Origin of the sequence: Wolbachia endosymbiont (group B) of Eupithecia inturbata, from assembly GCF_964030915.1 — a bacterium.
GTDB lineage: Bacteria > Pseudomonadota > Alphaproteobacteria > Rickettsiales > Anaplasmataceae > Wolbachia.
On sequence record NZ_OZ034987.1, the window covers coordinates 549,113 to 567,193 of the forward strand.

The 18,081-nt window shown below is 33.4% G+C and carries 11 protein-coding genes and 3 pseudogenes; 10 read left to right on the top strand and 4 right to left on the bottom strand.

All coding sequences use genetic code 11. The features are described 5' to 3' along the window. The first annotated feature begins 102 nt into the window (after positions 1 to 102). From ACQH21_RS02695 to ACQH21_RS02715, 5 genes and pseudogenes are all read left to right on the top strand, one after another. Complete coding sequence (locus ACQH21_RS02695) at positions 103 to 831, top strand: hypothetical protein (protein ID WP_425384448.1); 729 nt, start codon at positions 103 to 105, stop codon at positions 829 to 831. A 260-nt stretch (positions 832 to 1,091) separates the two neighbouring features. Beyond that, positions 1,092 to 2,220 (top strand): annotated as a pseudogene (locus ACQH21_RS02700) (IS256 family transposase). Between the two features lie 275 nt (positions 2,221 to 2,495). Beyond that, positions 2,496 to 2,909 (top strand): hypothetical protein, encoded by a 414-nt coding sequence (locus tag ACQH21_RS02705; protein WP_265022727.1) that lies wholly within the window; start codon positions 2,496 to 2,498, stop codon positions 2,907 to 2,909. Between the two features lie 175 nt (positions 2,910 to 3,084). Continuing rightward, positions 3,085 to 3,618, top strand: coding sequence for an HK97 family phage prohead protease (locus ACQH21_RS02710; RefSeq protein ID WP_264374754.1), 534 nt, complete (start codon positions 3,085 to 3,087; stop codon positions 3,616 to 3,618). A 101-nt stretch (positions 3,619 to 3,719) separates the two neighbouring features. Beyond that, a complete protein-coding gene (locus ACQH21_RS02715; RefSeq protein ID WP_425384449.1) occupies positions 3,720 to 5,993 on the top strand; it encodes a hypothetical protein in 2,274 nt (757 codons plus the stop codon). On the opposite strand, the gene ACQH21_RS02720 is transcribed toward ACQH21_RS02715, so the two are convergent. The 3 genes and pseudogenes from ACQH21_RS02720 to ACQH21_RS02730 form a co-directional block, all read right to left on the bottom strand. Continuing rightward, a complete protein-coding gene (locus ACQH21_RS02720) occupies positions 5,977 to 7,203 on the bottom strand; it encodes a CCA tRNA nucleotidyltransferase (RefSeq protein WP_425384450.1) in 1,227 nt (408 codons plus the stop codon). The two genes, ACQH21_RS02715 and ACQH21_RS02720, sit on opposite strands and share 17 nt — an antisense overlap. Before the next feature lie 218 nt (positions 7,204 to 7,421). Beyond that, a pseudogene (locus tag ACQH21_RS02725) lies at positions 7,422 to 8,652 on the bottom strand (IS256 family transposase). Positions 8,653 to 8,749: 97 nt separating this feature from the next. Continuing rightward, the gene (locus ACQH21_RS02730) at positions 8,750 to 10,075 is read right to left on the bottom strand and encodes a phosphomannomutase/phosphoglucomutase (protein WP_010407162.1); all 1,326 of its coding nucleotides are present in this window, start codon (positions 10,073 to 10,075) and stop codon (positions 8,750 to 8,752) included. 129 nt (positions 10,076 to 10,204) lie between these two features. Here ACQH21_RS02730 and ACQH21_RS02735 point away from each other — a divergent pair, with 129 nt between their 5' ends. From ACQH21_RS02735 to ACQH21_RS02755, 5 genes and pseudogenes are all read left to right on the top strand, one after another. Next, positions 10,205 to 12,061, top strand: a complete 1,857-nt coding sequence (locus tag ACQH21_RS02735; RefSeq protein WP_425384451.1) for a hypothetical protein — start codon at positions 10,205 to 10,207, stop codon at positions 12,059 to 12,061. A 193-nt stretch (positions 12,062 to 12,254) separates the two neighbouring features. Beyond that, positions 12,255 to 13,784 (top strand): actin-bundling T4SS effector WalE1 family protein, encoded by a 1,530-nt coding sequence (locus ACQH21_RS02740; RefSeq protein ID WP_425384452.1) that lies wholly within the window; start codon positions 12,255 to 12,257, stop codon positions 13,782 to 13,784. Between the two features lie 234 nt (positions 13,785 to 14,018). After that, positions 14,019 to 14,726: a uroporphyrinogen-III synthase gene (locus tag ACQH21_RS02745; RefSeq protein WP_064085243.1), complete on the top strand. Its 708-nt coding sequence runs from the start codon at positions 14,019 to 14,021 to the stop codon at positions 14,724 to 14,726. Next, complete coding sequence (locus tag ACQH21_RS02750; protein ID WP_265041715.1) at positions 14,726 to 15,508, top strand: exodeoxyribonuclease III; 783 nt, start codon at positions 14,726 to 14,728, stop codon at positions 15,506 to 15,508. Before ACQH21_RS02745 ends, ACQH21_RS02750 begins: the two co-directional genes overlap by 1 nt. A 92-nt stretch (positions 15,509 to 15,600) precedes the next feature. Beyond that, positions 15,601 to 16,831: pseudogene (locus ACQH21_RS02755) on the top strand (IS256 family transposase). Here ACQH21_RS02755 and ACQH21_RS02760 read toward each other — a convergent pair. Then, positions 16,811 to 18,067: a hypothetical protein gene (locus ACQH21_RS02760; protein ID WP_425384453.1), complete on the bottom strand. Its 1,257-nt coding sequence runs from the start codon at positions 18,065 to 18,067 to the stop codon at positions 16,811 to 16,813. The pseudogene ACQH21_RS02755 and the gene ACQH21_RS02760 sit on opposite strands and share 21 nt — an antisense overlap. Positions 18,068 to 18,081: the final 14 nt, after the last annotated feature.

Consider the following 18,081-nt stretch of genomic DNA (forward strand, 5'->3'; position numbering starts at 1 on the left):
CTATAAATTTATACTACTGCCCTGAAAAGCAATACTAATATTAATATAATTTTTGTACTTGTATATTAATGTTAGTATAGTTTTTAAATTAAGGAGTACATTATGAAAGAATACAATTACAAAAATTTGGCTGACGAATCAAACTTCGGCTCTCAAGTGTATCGTGCAGGAATGTTTGATAAAATTCTTGGTATAAGCAAAACAGCAAAAGAAGCTGCGAATCAAGTAATATCTAAAATGGGTAACGATTTAAAACTAGAAGCTAGAAAAGCAGCTCAAGATGAAGTAAAAAAAATAGAAGGAAAAATGCTAACTTTAGCTGAAGAGAAAGCTAACAAAATAGCTAGCGAAAAAGCTAATCAAATAGAAAAAAAAATATCGACTTCAATTGATAAGACAGTAAAGTCAGTAGAAGCAAACGCTGAAAAAGCAGCAAAAAATGCAGCTGAAAAAGCAGTGAAAAAAGTAGGACCAGAAGTTGCAGATTTGCTAAAGCCAGAAATAAAAATTCAGGTAGAAGAAGAAGTAAAAAAATATACTGAAGAAAAAATTGAAAGCCTTATAAAACCTGAAATTACAAGCAAAATAAATGATCTTGTCACTACACAAAGTAAAGAAGTAAGTACACTTTTAGAAGATGAAATGAATAAATTAGTCGAAGATGCACATAAAAATTTGAATGGGAAAATAGATCAGATTAAATGTGAACTTACAAAAGTAAAATCTGATCTCTTAGAAGCTAGTGCAAACAGTTTCCTTGAGAGCACAAAATTATTGTCGCTTATGGCAGAAAATGAAACATGTGAAAACCAAGATTTAGTGTATTTTTAATCACAATAGGGGTTTTATATAAGGTTTTTATGGGTTTTTTAACCCATAAAAACCTTAGGATAAATGAAGAGAAAAGTATCTGTTAAGTTGCATGGCTACTGTGCAAAATATTGAAGCAAAAAGGTTTCATCCCAGTACTTCCTACCTTGTCATCCCAGTGCTCAGAAACTGGGATCCATTGTTCCTTTCGGGAGTGTTAAATAAACTGTGTCAAACCGAGAAGTAAAGTAATAAATTGATAAAAAAATGGAGGTTTGACAATGAGTCAAGCAAACACAACTACCGGTTTGGTAGACTATAAAGAATTAGAAACAAATATCTTATCATCTATACGAGAAGGAAGACCATTGACAGGAAGAGATGGAGCATTAACACCATTTATAAAAAAACTGCTAGAGGGAAGGCGAGATAGAAAACCATTTGTCGGCTGAAAGCGAAGAAAACAACCGAAGAAATTCAAAGACTTTACGGACAAGTATTTGAACTATTGACACCAAGAGATAGAGAAGGAAGTTTCGAGCCACAAGTAGTCAGAAAAAGGCAAACAACCGAACTTGAAGCAAAGGTTTTAAGTACATATGCCAGTGGCATGGGATATAGCATCGCATGTAGAAGAAATATAAAATATCTGCAGCAGAGATATCAAGTATTACTGACAAATTGTTACCGGTAATCAACGAATGGCGCAGTCGTCCGCTGCAATCTGTATATCCAATAGTGTTCATGGTTTTTTAAGGTCAAGGAGGACGGGCATTGTGTAAGCAAATGTATGTATAACATATTAGCAAAATGGCAGAAAAGAAGTTTTGGGTTTTTATTTGGCTGAAAGTGAAGTTCTGGTTGGAAGTACTAAATGACCTAAAGGAGAGAGGAGTAGATGATATTCTGATAGCTTGTGTTAAAAAGCTTTCCTACAGCTATAAATAGCGTATTTCCTAAAGCAGAAATGTATAGTACATCAGATAAGAAATTCACTGAAATATGTATCGAGCAAAAGTTTTCATGAATGATTTGAAAAAAACATATCAAGTAGAGAAATAGCCGAGAATTATTTGCTTGAGCTAGAGGAAAAATGGGGAGAAAAATATACTTTAGTTTTGGGAGAATAATTGGGAAAATCTGTCTAGTTATTTTAAATATTCCGGCCCTGTAAGAAAGTTAATTTATACCACAAATCCTATTGAAGGGTTACATAGACAGATCAGAAAATTTACTAAAACTAAGGGCTCATTTACTAGCACAAATGCCTTGTATGAATAGGTATATTGTGCTATAAAGAAGGCAGGAGAGAAATGGACTATGCCTATACATGATTGGGCTCTAACTATATCTCAACTTGATATCTTTTTTCCTGGTAGGTTAAAAATCGAGTTGACACAGTTTATTTAACACTCCCGAAAATGCTACCACTGAACAACAAAATATTCAAGGACAGAGCATATAGCTACTTTTACCGTTATCCCAGTGTTGTAAAACTGGGGTAACACCTTCCGCTACGCAAATCACCTACAAAACACAATCTTTTTATTCCCCCAAACAATTAGTTGTGAATTTAAGCAATCATATTAATATAGTAAATATTTACTTAATATACTAGTATTTACCTTGACTAAACAATTATAGTGCTGTATGATTTGTACTTAAGCTTTAATAGTGAGGTGTTGATGGACACACAAGAATTAGAAAACTTACAGAAAAGTTCATCAACAAAATCCCAAGATGCTGAGGAGAAAACATCAGAAGAGTTGGAAAGAAATTTAAACCTGAATGAAGCCAATAATAAAGGTCTAAGAGAAGTTGAGTTGAGAAGACAGAGAGTAGCTGAAACAAGTAAACTGGTTGGATCAATGATTGGAGCATTCTTAGGCACAATGATATATTCTAAAATCTATCAAGAATACGAGGGAGAAACATGGACAGAGTCATTAATGAATGGTTTTATAGCAGCTGTTTCTTTGGGATTTGGCTTCCTTCTAGGAAAAATAATTACTCCTACAAACGAAGCTGTTTCTACAAATCTAGAAAACGCTGCTGTTGAACAACCCAATGTGCAACAAACCCTACCCTTATATATATAAAATGACAAATTTTATAACTAAAAAAGTACTTCCCCATTTTCAAAGCACTGCATACAATAGAATTATATTGCAGTGCCTTATACTCATCCTGAGATATAGGAAAACAATCTATACAACATTTTAAGCTGGCTCAGAGCGCTGGCAAACCCAATACCATAATTTACAAGGAGGACTTATGAATAAGAAATTTCTCTATTCACCATTATCAATAAAAAGCATAGAAGAAAACGGAGTATTTTCTGGCTATGCGAGCGTTTTTAATATAGTTGATAAGCAAAATGATCTGATATTACCCGGAGCATTTAAGAACAACTTAAATAAAAGTCAGATAAAACTTCTTTGGCAGCACAACCCAAGTGAGCCTATAGGTAATATTACGGATATTTGCGAAAATGATGTTGGCCTATATATAACTGCACATTTGCTTTTTGGTATTCAAAAAGCAGAGGAAGCATATTTAATGCTAAAAACTGGAACTATTAACGGGCTTTCGATTGGCTATATACCGATAGAGTATGATGTTGATCATGAAAGCGGAGCTCGAGTGTTAAAACAAGTGGAGCTATGGGAAGTTAGTTTAGTCACTTTCCCTGCAAATTTGTCAGCTCAGGTAATCAATGTGAAGAATCATTACAATGAACAAGAAATGTTAGCAAGAGCAATAGAAAAAGCAAATTCTGTGCTTACGAACATGTGTATTTCTACTTAAAATCTATAAAAATTTTCACACAATTTAACATTTATATTATTATTTATTTAATAATTATATTAATATATATAACTTCAATACTTTAAAAATTAGGTAATTTTATGCTAAATGCTAACAATAAGGTTAATTACGAACCTAGTATTAAACAAAAGGAAAAAAAATACAGCTTATCCACTGTGCTTGCTTGGCTATATCTAAAAACAATTGGACGAATGTTGCCAGAAAAGTGGAATCAATGGGCAAAGAGTATCCTACATTACAATATTGCAGATAATGTGGTTCAGACTGATGATCTTTTAAATTCTAACAGAGAAAAGGAATTGAAGGATGAAAATGAGAGATTAAAAGAAAAGTTGAAAGAAGGTAGTAAGAAGGAGGAAAATCAGTCAAATTTAAATCAGGAATTAACTAAAAAAGAGAAAGAAATTACTAAACTTAAAGAACAAGTAAAATCATTAGGAGAGGAAAAAGAAATATTTGCTAAATTTTTTGCAGCACAAGCACAGCAGATTGAAGACTTAGAATTAGAAAATGAAGAGTTAAAGTCTAAACTTGCAGGACTTAAAAAGAACTATAGTGAATTGGTAGAAATTGCACAAAAAAGAGGAGAAGAATTTTTAGCACAGTTCAAGGAAAAGTCTGAGGAGATATTACATTTGCAGAAAGAATTAATTGAGTGCAGCAAAGAATTTGCAAATAAAACAGAAACGCTCTCAGTAAGGGTAGAAGAAAAAGATGGGAAAATAGTTAGTTTAACGGAATTAAATGAAGTATTAGAACAAGAGAAAAAGGAAATGGAGAATAAAAATAACGCACAACAGCAAATCATACTTGATCAAGAGGAAAAAATAGACAAACAAGGCGCTTTAATTACTTCACTTACTGATAAAAATAAAGACATAAATGAAACTGTGAAGGAAGATAATGAAAGCCTAAGAGCGCAAAACACAGATTTAGAAAGTAAAGTTAGTCAGTTAAAAAACGAATTTGATACTCAAATAAAGCAATTAGAAAGTCAACTTGAGGAGAAACAAGCAGAATTCACACAAGCTGAGGAAAAAATGCTAAATTTAGAAAAAAAATTGGAAAGTGCTCAGCAACAATTAGTGCAAGAAAAGACTAATCTAAATACCATTGAAAAAAAGAAACAAGATTTAGAAAGTGAAATTAATGAATTGAAAGAACAAGCTAAGGACAAAGATGCTGAAGTAGAGAATCTTAAACAACAATTAGAGAAAGAAAAGACTAATCTAAATACCATTGAAAAAGAGAAAAAAGTCTTAGAAAGTGAAGTTGACAAATTGCAGGAAAAATCACAGAAATTAGAAGAAAGTAACGTTGAAATAAAGAAACAAAAGGCAGATTTGGAGGAAAAATTAAAATCTTCACAAGGGAAGAATAAAAAGTTGCAAGAACAAGTTGAACATCTGAGTGCAGAACAAGAAAAAGCGAAAAGTGTTGCAGTATTATCTATTACGGATAGTACAAAAACATTTAATGAAAATTTGACATTAAAAAATCAACAGATTGAAAGTTCAATAGCTGAAGATGGACCACAAGAGTTAAAAGAAAAGTCAAATAATGTTGATACAAAATTAGAAGGGATTGATGAAAAAACTAAAGAACAAGCAAAAGCTAAAGCGCTAGATACAGCGTCTGTTACAAAATCAACTACCAAATCAACTCTTTCAAAATTGCAGAATCTTCCTAACAAGATTTTTAGAGATAAGAGCCTCGATAACTTTTTATCTGATAAAAATAAAGAGTTGAAAAAAGGTTTTCCTGAATTTAAAGGAAAACACTTTTGCCATAACGTGCTTGGTGAAACTATAAAATCTCTATCAAATCAAAGTGATGGTAAATTTGAAAGCAATAAGTTACTTGAATTATTAGAAAGTAATTTGAAAAACTTGGCAAGGGAGATCATAGAAGATCGGGTTAAACAAGTTGTTACACGAGTTTTTGAACAAGAGATTAAAAAAAATTCTGTCATAAAGGTATCTTCTGTTCAAAAGTGCGCAAAAGAGTTGTATTTAAATGAAGAAGATAGTAAATCAATACTAAATTCTTTCACAGATTTTTTGGCTAACAGAAATGATAGCAATAATGACTCAGTCAAAGAATTTATTGTGAAGGAGTTAATAAAAGCTGAAATGAAATGTTTTTCATATAAGATTCAGGGATTACAACTGGCATCAAGTATAAGAGATAAATTTTTATCCCCAGATCAGGGAATGTGTAATCAGACTCAAGGAAGAGTAAACGAGTATCAATTAACAGATAAAGCTAAAAAAGAATACGAATTAACACCTAACTCTTCCATGCGTCACACTACTTCATCAAACATTCAGAGAGTAACTAGAGTAGGCTCTTAGCATAAAGTATCAGCTCCTCCTTTGTTAAAGTGTAGGAGCTGTCTTCCCAGTGTTGTCGTAGCAATTCTAAGTTTCTACCTAAACTTTTTCCTGGTTGGTGACCTATGATTATTAAATCATCCCCAGATAAAGGAAATTTTGGAACATTGAATATATGAGCGAATGAAATATACTCATCAACATTTGCCCCAGACTCAATACCACAAATCTTCATTAAGTCACAATATAATTCCTTACCAAATAAAGATATGTATTTCTTTTGCTCTTTTTCTGAAAGCTCTGTTTTGATATTGTTTGATAATAAAAATAATATTTTTTTCTTTTGCTTATTTGAAAGACGTAAAAACTTGCTCACTTCTTCTCCAAGACTAACTCTATCTTCAGCAGTCCTAATAAGCAACGCTAATTTTGTTAGTGCATCGATTGTGGGATCTAGGAAAGGCGTATGGACATACGCTGAGGGTTTTGTAGGAGGTTTAGTGTTGATAAGAAGTGGTGAAGATAAAATTTCGCATTTTACTTCTTTTGGAATAATTTTTTGTAAAACATCAGATTTTTGCATGCTCTTAAGTGTTGGAGCAGGATCATTGCATTCCAAGAGTTTAAATATTTCTTCTCTTATTCTCTCTCCAGAGAGGTTTTGAATCATGTGCGAATGCTTTTTGCACACATCCAATATTTCATCACTTAAATCTCCTATGCATATTTTAGCGTGAAAACGAAACGCTCTTAAAATACGTAGATAGTCTTCCTTAATCCTATCTTCAGCGTTACCTATAAAGTTTAACTTTCGTGTTTTTAAGTCCTGAATGCCACCAAAGTAGTCGTATATATGGCCATGCTTGTCTGCATAAAGAGCATTAAACGTAAAGTCGCGCCTTGAAGCATCAGCTTGCCAATCATTAGTAAATTCTACCTTCGCATGTCTACCGTCACACTTTACATCATGCCTTAGCGTTGTAATCTCAAAGGATCTTTTATTTAAAATCGCAGTAATAGTTCCATGTTTTAAGCCAGTTGGAATAGTTTTTATATTACGGAGTTTTAACGCTTTAACTGCTTGATTAGGCAGCAGATTAGTAGCAAGATCGATGTCGTGAATGTCACGCTGTAAAATTGAATCTCTAACACATCCACCAACAAGTCTTGCCTCACCACCAAATTTCTCTATGGCCTCAATAATTACACTAGTTTCGTGATCAATTTGCATTTAGGTTACACATACTGAAAATCATGTTACAAAAAATGCGAAACTTTTGCAAAAATCCTCATATAAAAATATATAGGCAGGAGAGTGGTAAAATAAGAGGGTAAAGTGATAGAGTAAATAGTAAGTCTACAACAAATCCAGTGCCTAGAAACTTATAAGTATAAAAGTAATGTTAAAATACAATGGGAATGTTCAAAAAAGTGTGTCAAAGCGAATTTTTAGTTCAACTCAATTTTTAACCTATCAGGAAAAAAGATATCAAGTTGAGATATAGTTAGAGCCCAATTAGGCAAAGCCATAGCCCATTTTTGCTCTATCTTTTTTATAGCACAATATACCAATTTGTACAAGGCATTTGTACTGGTAAATGAACCTTTGGTTTTAGTAAATTTTCTGATTTGTCTGTGCAACCCCTCAATTGGATTGGTGGTATAAATTAGCCTTCTAACAGGGCCAGAATACTTAAAATAACTAGACAAATTTTCCCAATTGTTTTGCCACGATTTTATGACTAAAGGATATTTTTCACCCCATTTTTCCTCCAGTTCAAGTAAATAATTTTCGGCGATTTCTCTACTTGTAGCACGGTATATTTTTTTCAAATCATTCATAAAAACTTTTATATCTTTGCTGGATACGTATTTTAGTGAATTTCTTATTTGGTGCACAATGCATAACTGTACCTCAGCATTGGGAAATACGCTATTTATAGCTGTAGGGAAGCTTTTCAGACCGTCAACACAAGCTATCAAAATGTCTTCTACTCCTCTCTCTTTTAAGTCATTTAATACGCCTAGCCAGAAGTTAGCTCCCTCACTTTCTGCTAAGTAAAAACCCAGTACTTCTTTTCTGCCATTTTGGTCTATTCCTAATATATTGTACATGCATTTACTTATGCAATGTCCATTCTCTTTGACCTTAAAAAACATCCCATCCATAAATACTATCGGGTATACTGATTGTAGGGGACGACTCCTCCATTCATTGATTATAGGCAGTAATTTATCTGTAATTCCAGATATCTCTGCTGCAGATATTTTATGGTCATAGATTTCTTCCACATAGGATGCTATATCCCTGTATCCCACACCGCTTGCAAACATGTTCAAGACCTTTGTTTCAAGTTCTGGATGTAAGCTTGTTTGCCTTTTTTTCACTATCTGTGGTTCGAAACTTCCCTCTCTATCTCTTGGTGTCAATAGTTCAAATACTCGTCTTCAAAGTTTTGCCATTCTTTCCGTTTCTTCGATTCTTTTCTTCTCTTTCATTGGATAAATGATGCTCTATTTCACCTTCTAGACTTGCTTCCAGCAGCCTTTTTACAAATGGTGTTAATGCTCCATCTCTCCCCATCAATGGTTTACCTTCCCTTATTGATGACAGTATATTTGCTTCCAGCTCTTTGTAATCTACCAGGCCAGTCGTTCCATTTTCTATTTTGTAACTCATATATCAAACCTCTATTTTTTGTTTCTATTTTATTTTTATTTCTCGGTTTGACACACTTTTTTGAACATTCCCCGAATAAGTAAATCATCAAAAAAATTTAAATGTATAATTTTAGTTCATCAATGTAATACAACAAAACTTTTTTAGTGAATTCAAAATCTTCTAATGTATTTCCTTCACATCTTGCTGTTATGCAGTTTTGCGTATTTGATACTCTAAGAAGCCACCAACCTTTATCATCAGTTACCTTAATTCCATCAAGCTCTGAAAATACAATGTTTTGCTGCTTTAGTGTCTCCTTTATTGATTCAATTATTTGAAATTTTTTCTCATCCTTCACTACAATTTTCACTTCATGAGTGATATATAACTTTGGTAAATCTTTAATCATCTCAGATAGGCTTTGGTTTTTCTTAAGTAAAATGTCAATGGCTTTAATAGCAGAATATAGTCCATCATCAAAACCTAGCTCAGAAAAGAAAAAATGTCCACTCAGTTCACCGGCAAACTTGGCCCCTTCTTCTACCATCTTTTTCTTAACTAGTGAGTGTCCAGTGGCACAGGTAATTATTTGCCCTCCTAATTTGCTAACGAAATCATGCACTTTCATACTCATTTTTACGTTGGCAATAACCTTGCTTTTTGGGTGTTCCGCCAATACTTCACGTGAAAAAATCATAAACAAGTGATCATTGGAAACAACATTACCTTTATTATCAATCAAGCGTACCCTATCACCATCACCATCAAGTGCAATACCAAGATCACATTTATCTTTCTTGACAATATCTATTAACTGAGCAAGATTTTTCTCTTCTATGGGATCTGGGTCATGCAGTGGAAACGTTCCATCTATAAAGCTATTGGTTACGATGTGTATATGATCTGGTAAAATCTTTTCAATATACCTTACAATTGTTGGGCTATTGCCAAAATCCCAAGCTATTTTTAGTTTTTGTGTAGCGTTATTCTTGAGCGCATTTTTTAATATGTTAACGTACTCACTATATATATTCGTGTTAATTAAGCTTCCAATTTTCGTGCTGTTTTTAATTGTATTGCCTATAATTTCCTTCATTTCTTGATCTGAGTAAACTTTTTTACTACTGAAAAATTTAAAGCCGTTATATTCTCTGGGATTATGAGAAGCAGTGATCATAATCCCAAGATCTGCCTGCATTGTTGCAGCGTAGAGCATAGGTGAAGAACAGAGCCCAACGCGTATAACATTCGCACCGGATAAAATCAAGCCTCTGATTAATTCTTTTTCTATGCTTGGTGAATCTATCCTGCTGTCATAGCCTACACAAACGTTAGCTGCAGTTTGACCGAATTTTCTACCTATTTCATACCCATCACTGATTTGCAGGTCTCTGCCTACCACACCTCTAATATCGTATTTTCTTATAATAGTATTGTCCATACTGCACTTCTTGGAGTGGTTAATATATAACATTCCCGCCAAATACTCAAGTTTATTTAACTATAAGATTAGTTGATTTTTTAAGAAAATATGCTAATATTATAATATAGTTCTCTAAAAATAGAAATTATGCTAAAAGAAAACTTATTTATAGCTGAAAATCAAGGTTTAGATGTAGATGAGCAAAAGAAAAATGATATTTTAAGTTTCATTAAATCTTGCAAAAATTTTCAGGATTTTATCAGAAAACTAGAAGAAGAAAATTTAATATGGTACTTTATTGGTCCTTTACACAAAGATGAGAACATTAAAGAACAGGTAAGTTCAAAGTGGAAAGAGGAGTTTCAAAAGTTTGAGCAATCAATAAATGCAACACATAAAAAATTCGCAGAATCTCTACCAAGTGAAAATTTCTTAGTATATACAACACAAGATAATGAATTTAAAATTAGATTTGAAAATAAAGAAAAACCAATAGAGATTAGCACCCTTTTAAGAGCCAGTGACGAAGGCAAGGTTTATAACCTATCTTTAGGGAAAGATAGTCAAATAACTGCAACCAAAAAAGGCAGCGAAAGGCACTATGATTTTACTGGTTCAAGCTCATGTGAGATGACCATTAACTGGCAAGCTAAGGATTCTAAAGGCAATAGCATAGATTGTAGCATGACTGTAGAAGTAAATTCTAAGGGCATAAAAAGAGTGATTGATGAACCAAAATTTGGAGAAATAACTGACCCAGAAGAGGTATTAAAATTAGTTGAGCAGAATAAAGAAGTTTTTATCAATGGCAAAACTCTATATCAAACTTTCACTGACATGGTCAAAAGTGTGAACGAGCAGCAAACACCAGCAGAGGAAACATTTACAAAAGATTCACCACAGTCAGCTACACCAAGTAGCAGTGGATATTCTTCTCTTAATACACCTTCTTCACGCAGAAGTTCTTTGTCTATTAGTAGTGAATTTAATGGTGAAGATGAAATATTTGAGAGTGATACGTTTAGTGATGAAGAAGAGAACAAACAAGAAGGAAATGAGTTAGAGGAAGAAAACACATATCTCAAGAAGGAAAACGCGGAGTTAAAAAGCCGTAATACGAAGATAACAGAAGAAGGTGAAGCAGAAGCAAGTCAATTAATCGAGGGAAAGCAAGATCTGGAAAAAGAAGTCACAAGACTTAAAGATGAATTGAAAAGAAAGGAAAAAGAGTTAGCTGAAAAGGATAAAGACATAGAGCAATTAGCACAAAAAGTAACCGTACTAGAACAAAGTCAAAAAAATAAAAATGTTGAAATAATAGATTTAACTAATCAATTGAACGATAAAGAAAGTGAGATTCAGTTAACAAATAGAATAAATGAGGAACTACAGGAAAAATTTAAGCAAAGTGAAGCTAAGTTAAGTACACTAGAAAAAAAGAATACAAATTTTGAAAATGATCTCAAGAAAATATTGGTAGAAGGTTCACAAGATAATCACGAAAAGCAGTTGGTAGAAGAATTGACGGAAGAAAAAGGGAAAAACAATACATTGGCTAAAAAGATGAAACAATTGTCTCAAGAATTCAATGAACTACAAAGAAAAAATGAAGATTTAGAGAGGAAAATTCGACAACTTGAACCCGGAAGATCACTTGCGGATGAGTTCAGTGAAGTAAATGCGAAAGTAGCTACTTCAACTGAAGCTGAATATGAAAGTAGAGGAATCGAGGCAAGTAATCACGAAACTACAGTTCCTAAAACACAAGACCAAGGTACAAATGCAGGTATTGATGCATCATCTTCAACAGATCAAAAAAAGACCAAGGAAGAAGAAGCTCGAACAAACATACCACAAAACATTATGGATTGGTCTATTCCAATTCCGAATGATAAACCAGAAGAGCAGGAAACTCCATTAGAGCTAACTAAGGTAAATACAGAATTATCAGATCCAAAATCAACCCCTGCTGAGATTCCTAAAAAATCCACCCCTTCAAAATGATGAGTTTTTGCTTCAACTATAGCTAATCCAAACGAAACATCATACCGCAACAATCACTAATTTTCTGTGCTTTCAAAAAAACACATCAAGCAAAATCATTTGAGAGTAAGTGGACATTGTTAGATGAATTAACCCTAACTTAAGAATCAGATATATACAATATTAGTATGTTTAATTAATAGTGAGGTTTAAAATGTCACCTAGTGAAAAAAACTCTTCAAATTTTGTTGAAACTAAGCAAGATGATCTTAAAATGATTCAAGATTCTTCATTAAATTCAGATATCATTCACGATCCCAAGAAGCTAAAAGACAGAATTATGGATCTGTTAAAAGGAGATACAGAATTCTCCAAGATGAAGCAAGGAGATAAGGCCCTTGTAGTAGGTACAGCAAGTGGATTATTTGCAGCAGTGTTACCATTTTTGGCAGTTGGTGCAACACTTGCTATACCAAGTGCTATAGTTGGTCTTACTCTATTTTTCGCTGCGAAAGTTGCTGTAAAAGCAGTTCAATCTGGATATAAAGGGCTCAAATGGTCAGCAGAAAAAACAGTTGAAGGAGCGAAGCATATTGGCGGAAAAATCAAAGATGGTGCTGTATATGCCAAGAATTCGGTAAAAGAAACTGCAAGTTCTGTAAAACAGGCAACACAAGAGAGAGCTAGCTCTACATTAAGAAAAATGGGGGATAACATTCAAAACCTTGGAAGGAAGATGAGTGATAGTGGTGCAAGCATGTCTAGTTTAGATGGCATCGCATATTCAATAGATAATGAAGATCAAACTGTTATTTTGAAAACAAAAGAAAAAACGAGAAGTTTTAATAGTGTAAAGGAAATGTTTGTCAAGGAAGTTTTTGAAGACAAAGGTGTGAATAGCTCTGCTTTAACTAGGAAAATATTTTCTAAGCTGGGGGAAAAAATATTAGAGAAAGCTTATTCTGTTGATGGTCAACACAGTGCCAAAAAGGACCAGTTGATCAACCGATTGAAGCAGCAAATAGATTTTATCAATAAATTAGATGCTAAGAAGTTGCAACATTTGTTAGCTAAAGATAATAGCAGCCTATATGAAATTTTTTCTGAACATCATGATGAGATTAAGGAAGTTATTAAAGAATACAAGGAAGAGCATACTCGTTTTAATACTTTAGAAAGGCTTAATAAGTCAGCAAAAAGGCATAAAGCAAGTTCTATGAATTCACTGGAAAATAGCTTATCAGGTAGTAGTTCAACGAGTTCTATAAGTACTGTTAGCAGCAAAGCAGAATTATTAAATCCTAATGAGCATAAGGAAGTAAAAGAACCTACTTCATTTTGGAGCAAGTTGTTACCATCACTAAAAGGTGGCAAAAAGCCAGAGGAAGCTACTTATATAAGATATCAAGATTCTGAGTTGGATCAGATACAATCTGCGGAGATAGGAAATAGCCTTTTTTATGTTGCTCCGGAGAAACCGCCAAGAAGCAATTCAATGGGTTCTTTAAGCACTGACAGTACTGCTACAACTTCTAGCTTTGCCAGTTACCGTCGTAGTTCTGATAGTGGGTTCAATTCACCAAGTTCTTCTCCGCAACATGGTATGTTCACTGAGAAAAATGGCAAGTTAAAAACCCAAGCTGACTTAAGAAAGACAGGTTCTTTGGACAAATTGGTGGGACCTTCTTCAACAGTAACTGCTGAAGTCGATGTAGAGCATCAAGCTCCAAAAATGAAGATATAGAGAGTAAACAAAACTATCTATCTTCTTAAAAAAGATGTTACTCACTGAGTAACATCTTTTTTTCATTTGATCAAAAACATTCGCTTATTTAAGATCAGTTTTCTAGCACTGGGCCAATTATGGAGTTTCTCTTGCCTTTTTTTCTAGGTTATGCAAGAAACTTGAAAAATAAAATTTTTATTCAATAATTTGTGTATAAGGGATATCATTTTACTGCTAGCGAAATAAACCAGAATGAAGTCTATTTTATTGACAAGGCCTTTATTAGATTCGTTGAGCACAAGAAGCACGCTAAAAAAATATGGATACAAAGTTTTTATAGAGCCAGTATTCACAATAAAGTACTTAAATCCTGATATATCCGCGCACGAATTTGATGTTGTGATATCTACAAGTAAAAACAGTGTAAAGGCTTTCAGTCAAATATGCAAAGAGGATAACTTTTCGATTATTACAGTTGGTAATTCAACTATGCAGGCTGCAAAAAATTTGGGATTTTCCGATATAATCTCAGCAGACAGCAACGTTGATGGTCTGATATCATTCATAAAATCTCATTATTCAAATGCAATAAAGTTCTTATATATAAGGGGACAAGAAGTATCATGTGACCTAAAAAAAAGATTATCTGAAGAAGGTTTTAACGTAAGAGAAGTTGTACTCTATAAAACAATTACTAAAAGGAGTCTAACTAATAGGTGTAAAAATTTACTATTGGACGGTAAAATTGATAGCGTTGCTTTTTTTTCCTCACAAACTGCAAGGGTATTTTGTTCATTAGTTCTAAAAAGTGGGCTATCTCCTGTGATGAATAATACAGTTGCATATACCATGAGTAAAAACATTGCTGATAGTTTAAAGTTAATCAAGTGGAAAAAAATTATAACATCGAGGTTGCCTACAGGGGAGAGTTTAATTGATATAATTAATAAGGATTGTTGATGCTAAAGATTGCAACTTGGAATGTAAACTCCATACGTAAAAGAATTAACCAACTTTGTAGTTTTATAGTTGATAGTCAGATAGATATAGTTTTGCTGCAAGAGATAAAATGTACAGAAGAGCAATTTCCTTATGCAGAGATAGAAGAATTAGGATATGAATATGCTGTCTATGGACAGGTTGCAAGAAATGGTGTTTGTGTTTTATCTAAATATCCAATACTGGAGAAGTTTAAAATTGATATTGTAGAGAGTCATCAAGAAGCACGTTATATAGAGTGTGTGATAAAACACACCAATAATAAGGTAAGGGTAGGAAGTGTATACGTTCCAAACGGTCAAAGCCCAGACTCTCATACTTTTGAGTATAAACTCAAGTTTTTTGATAACCTATATAAAAGGATGGGCACTTTGTTGAAAAATGAAGAGTTAACTATTATAGCTGGCGATTATAATGTTGCACTGGATGAAATTGATGTTTTTGATTCAAATTTATTAAATGGCCAAGTGTGCTTTCATATAAAAGAGCGTGAGAAATTAAGAGCGATCTTGAATCTTGGTTTTAAAGATGCATTTAGAATATCTCACCTCAACTTACAACAATTCACTTGGTGGAATTATCAAGGCAATTCACTCAGAAACAATCAAGGAATGCGAATAGATCATATGCTATTATCGCCACAAGCTGCAGATAAATTGGAAATATGTTACATAGATGATAGGTTGCGTAAACTAGAAAACCCATCTGATCATACTCCCGTTGTATGTGTTATAAAACAATAAAAGACCTATTACACAATTCAGGGAATGTTCAAAAAAGTGTGTCAAACCGAGAAATAAAAATAAAATAGAAACAAAAAATAGAGGTTTGATATATGAGTTACAAAATAGAAAATGGAACGACTGGCCTGGTAGATTACAAAGAGCTGGAAGCAAATATACTGTCATCAATAAGGGAAGGTAAACCATTGATGGGGAGAGATGGAGCATTAACACCATTTGTAAAAAGGCTGCTGGAAGCAAGTCTAGAAGGTGAAATAGAGCATCATTTATCCAATGAAAGAGAAGAAAAGAATCGAAGAAACGGAAAGAATGGCAAAACTTTGAAGACGAGTATTTGAACTATTGACACCAAGAGATAGAGAGGGAAGTTTCGAACCACAGATAGTGAAAAAAAGGCAAACAAGCTTACATCCAGAACTTGAAACAAAGGTCTTGAACATGTTTGCAAGCGGTGTGGGATACAGGGATATAGCATCCTATGTGGAAGAAATCTATGACCATAAAATATCTGCAGCAGAGATATCTGGAATTACAGATAAATTACTGCCTATAATCAATGAATGGAGGAGTCGTCCCCTACAATCAGTATACCCGATAGTATTTATGGATGGGATGTTTTTTAAGGTCAAAGAGAATGGACATTGCATAAGTAAATGCATGTACAATATATTAGGAATAGACCAAAATGGCAGAAAAGAAGTACTGGGTTTTTACTTAGCAGAAAGTGAGGGAGCTAACTTCTGGCTAGGCGTATTAAATGACTTAAAAGAGAGAGGAGTAGAAGACATTTTGATAGCTTGTGTTGACGGTCTGAAAAGCTTCCCTACAGCTATAAATAGCGTATTTCCCAATGCTGAGGTACAGTTATGCATTGTGCACCAAATAAGAAATTCACTAAAATACGTATCCAGCAAAGATATAAAAGTTTTTATGAATGATTTGAAAAAAATATACCGTGCTACAAGTAGAGAAATCGCCGAAAATTATTTACTTGAACTGGAGGAAAAATGGGGTGAAAAATATCCTTTAGTCATAAAATCGTGGCAAAACAATTGGGAAAATTTGTCTAGTTATTTTAAGTATTCTGGCCCTGTTAGAAGGCTAATTTATACCACCAATCCAATTGAGGGGTTGCACAGACAAATCAGAAAATTTACTAAAACCAAAGGTTCATTTACCAGTACAAATGCCTTGTACAAATTGGTATATTGTGCTATAAAAAAGATAGAGCAAAAATGGGCTATGGCTTTGCCTAATTGGGCTCTAACTATATCTCAACTTGATATCTTTTTTCCTGATAGGTTAAAAATTGAGTTGAACTAAAAATTCGCTTTGACACACTTTTTTGAACATTCCCTCTTGCGATGGTGCAGGATCTTTCTTCATACCGATATCTGCTTGTGTTGCAGGGGTGGCTTTGCTCTTAGCAACTTGATTTTGCTCAAATTTTCCTACTATTGACTTTACTCTACCGTCCTTCTTGCTATTTACTTTTTCTTTTATAATAACCGCTTTTACTTCTGATGCTGCTTTATCAGCAGATTTTTTCAGGATTGGTTTACTTTCAGCTGATTTTTGCGAAGTCACTTCTACTATTATTGGTTTCGTGCTCACTTGTTGATCAACAATATCTAGCCTTTTAGGATTTGACAGTATTTCAGATTTATCTTCTTTAGTTTCTTGCCTAATTTCTTGATTGGTAGCGTTTAGCGCTGGTGGCTCTGGAGCCTGTCTCTTTTTATATCCTCTTCTTGTTCCTGCATTTTTCTTAGGTTTCGTTTTGTGAGTTGGCTCCTTTTTAGCTAACTTTGAGTCTTCCGAATCTTTTGTTGAAGATTTACTACTTTTCTCTTGATAATTTGATATTTCCTCATGTCCAGACTCTTCACTTAATGAACTTTCATAGCCTGAATCTTCAGGAGATACATTCTCTATTTCTGGTTTAAAGTGTACCTTTTTTGAGGCAGTAGGAGGTGGCGGAGGTGCTGTTGTTGGCCGTTTTATTCTCTTCATAACTAATTTTCCTACCGGCTGTTTTCCTCCTTGCAGCTTAGGAGTATCTTCCTTCTGCTTTGATGTCGTTTTATTTTCCGTGCTTACTTCGTATGATTTATGTGCTTTATTGCCTTTTCCACTCTGTTTCGAATCTAAAATTTCTTTAAGTCCTTTCTTGAATAGATTAATTGTACTTAAAATATTTGTGTATTCGGCTGCTTTTTCTATAGTGAAACCTGATAATTCATCACCAACAAAATTTTTTATGTCATTATCATTAGTTGGAATATCTTTTCCCAAGACTCTATCTAATATCCCTTTTAATGTTCCAATAAAACCGAGTGGCTTTGTGCTCAAAGGTTCTACATAATTATTCAAGTCGCTATATATAACAAATTTGGCTACATCTTTTGCGTTGTTTGTAAAATTCTTCAGAGCTTGAGATAAATCTTTCAGTGTTTCATCATATTGTTCATTAATTTTTTTTGTATCCTTCAGCTTTATGACTCTTATCAAAGAATTGAGATTTTTATCATAATTGTCACTTTTAAATAGATCACTCATACCAATTACTGTTT

What these genes read in the sequence shown, in the direction of transcription:
- ACQH21_RS02695 (WP_425384448.1), top strand. Translation starts at nt 103, where the DNA reads ATGAAAGAATACAATTACAAAAATTTGGCTGACGAATCAAACTTCGGC.
- ACQH21_RS02720 (WP_425384450.1), bottom strand. Translation starts at nt 7,203, where the DNA reads ATGCAAATTGATCACGAAACTAGTGTAATTATTGAGGCCATAGAGAAA.
- ACQH21_RS02705 (WP_265022727.1), top strand. Translation starts at nt 2,496, where the DNA reads ATGGACACACAAGAATTAGAAAACTTACAGAAAAGTTCATCAACAAAA.
- ACQH21_RS02715 (WP_425384449.1), top strand. Translation starts at nt 3,720, where the DNA reads ATGCTAAATGCTAACAATAAGGTTAATTACGAACCTAGTATTAAACAA.
- ACQH21_RS02750 (WP_265041715.1), top strand. Translation starts at nt 14,726, where the DNA reads ATGCTAAAGATTGCAACTTGGAATGTAAACTCCATACGTAAAAGAATT.
- ACQH21_RS02710 (WP_264374754.1), top strand. Translation starts at nt 3,085, where the DNA reads ATGAATAAGAAATTTCTCTATTCACCATTATCAATAAAAAGCATAGAA.
- ACQH21_RS02730 (WP_010407162.1), bottom strand. Translation starts at nt 10,075, where the DNA reads ATGGACAATACTATTATAAGAAAATACGATATTAGAGGTGTGGTAGGC.
- ACQH21_RS02745 (WP_064085243.1), top strand. Translation starts at nt 14,019, where the DNA reads ATGAAGTCTATTTTATTGACAAGGCCTTTATTAGATTCGTTGAGCACA.
- ACQH21_RS02735 (WP_425384451.1), top strand. Translation starts at nt 10,205, where the DNA reads ATGCTAAAAGAAAACTTATTTATAGCTGAAAATCAAGGTTTAGATGTA.
- ACQH21_RS02740 (WP_425384452.1), top strand. Translation starts at nt 12,255, where the DNA reads ATGTCACCTAGTGAAAAAAACTCTTCAAATTTTGTTGAAACTAAGCAA.
- ACQH21_RS02760 (WP_425384453.1), bottom strand. Translation starts at nt 18,067, where the DNA reads ATGAGTGATCTATTTAAAAGTGACAATTATGATAAAAATCTCAATTCT.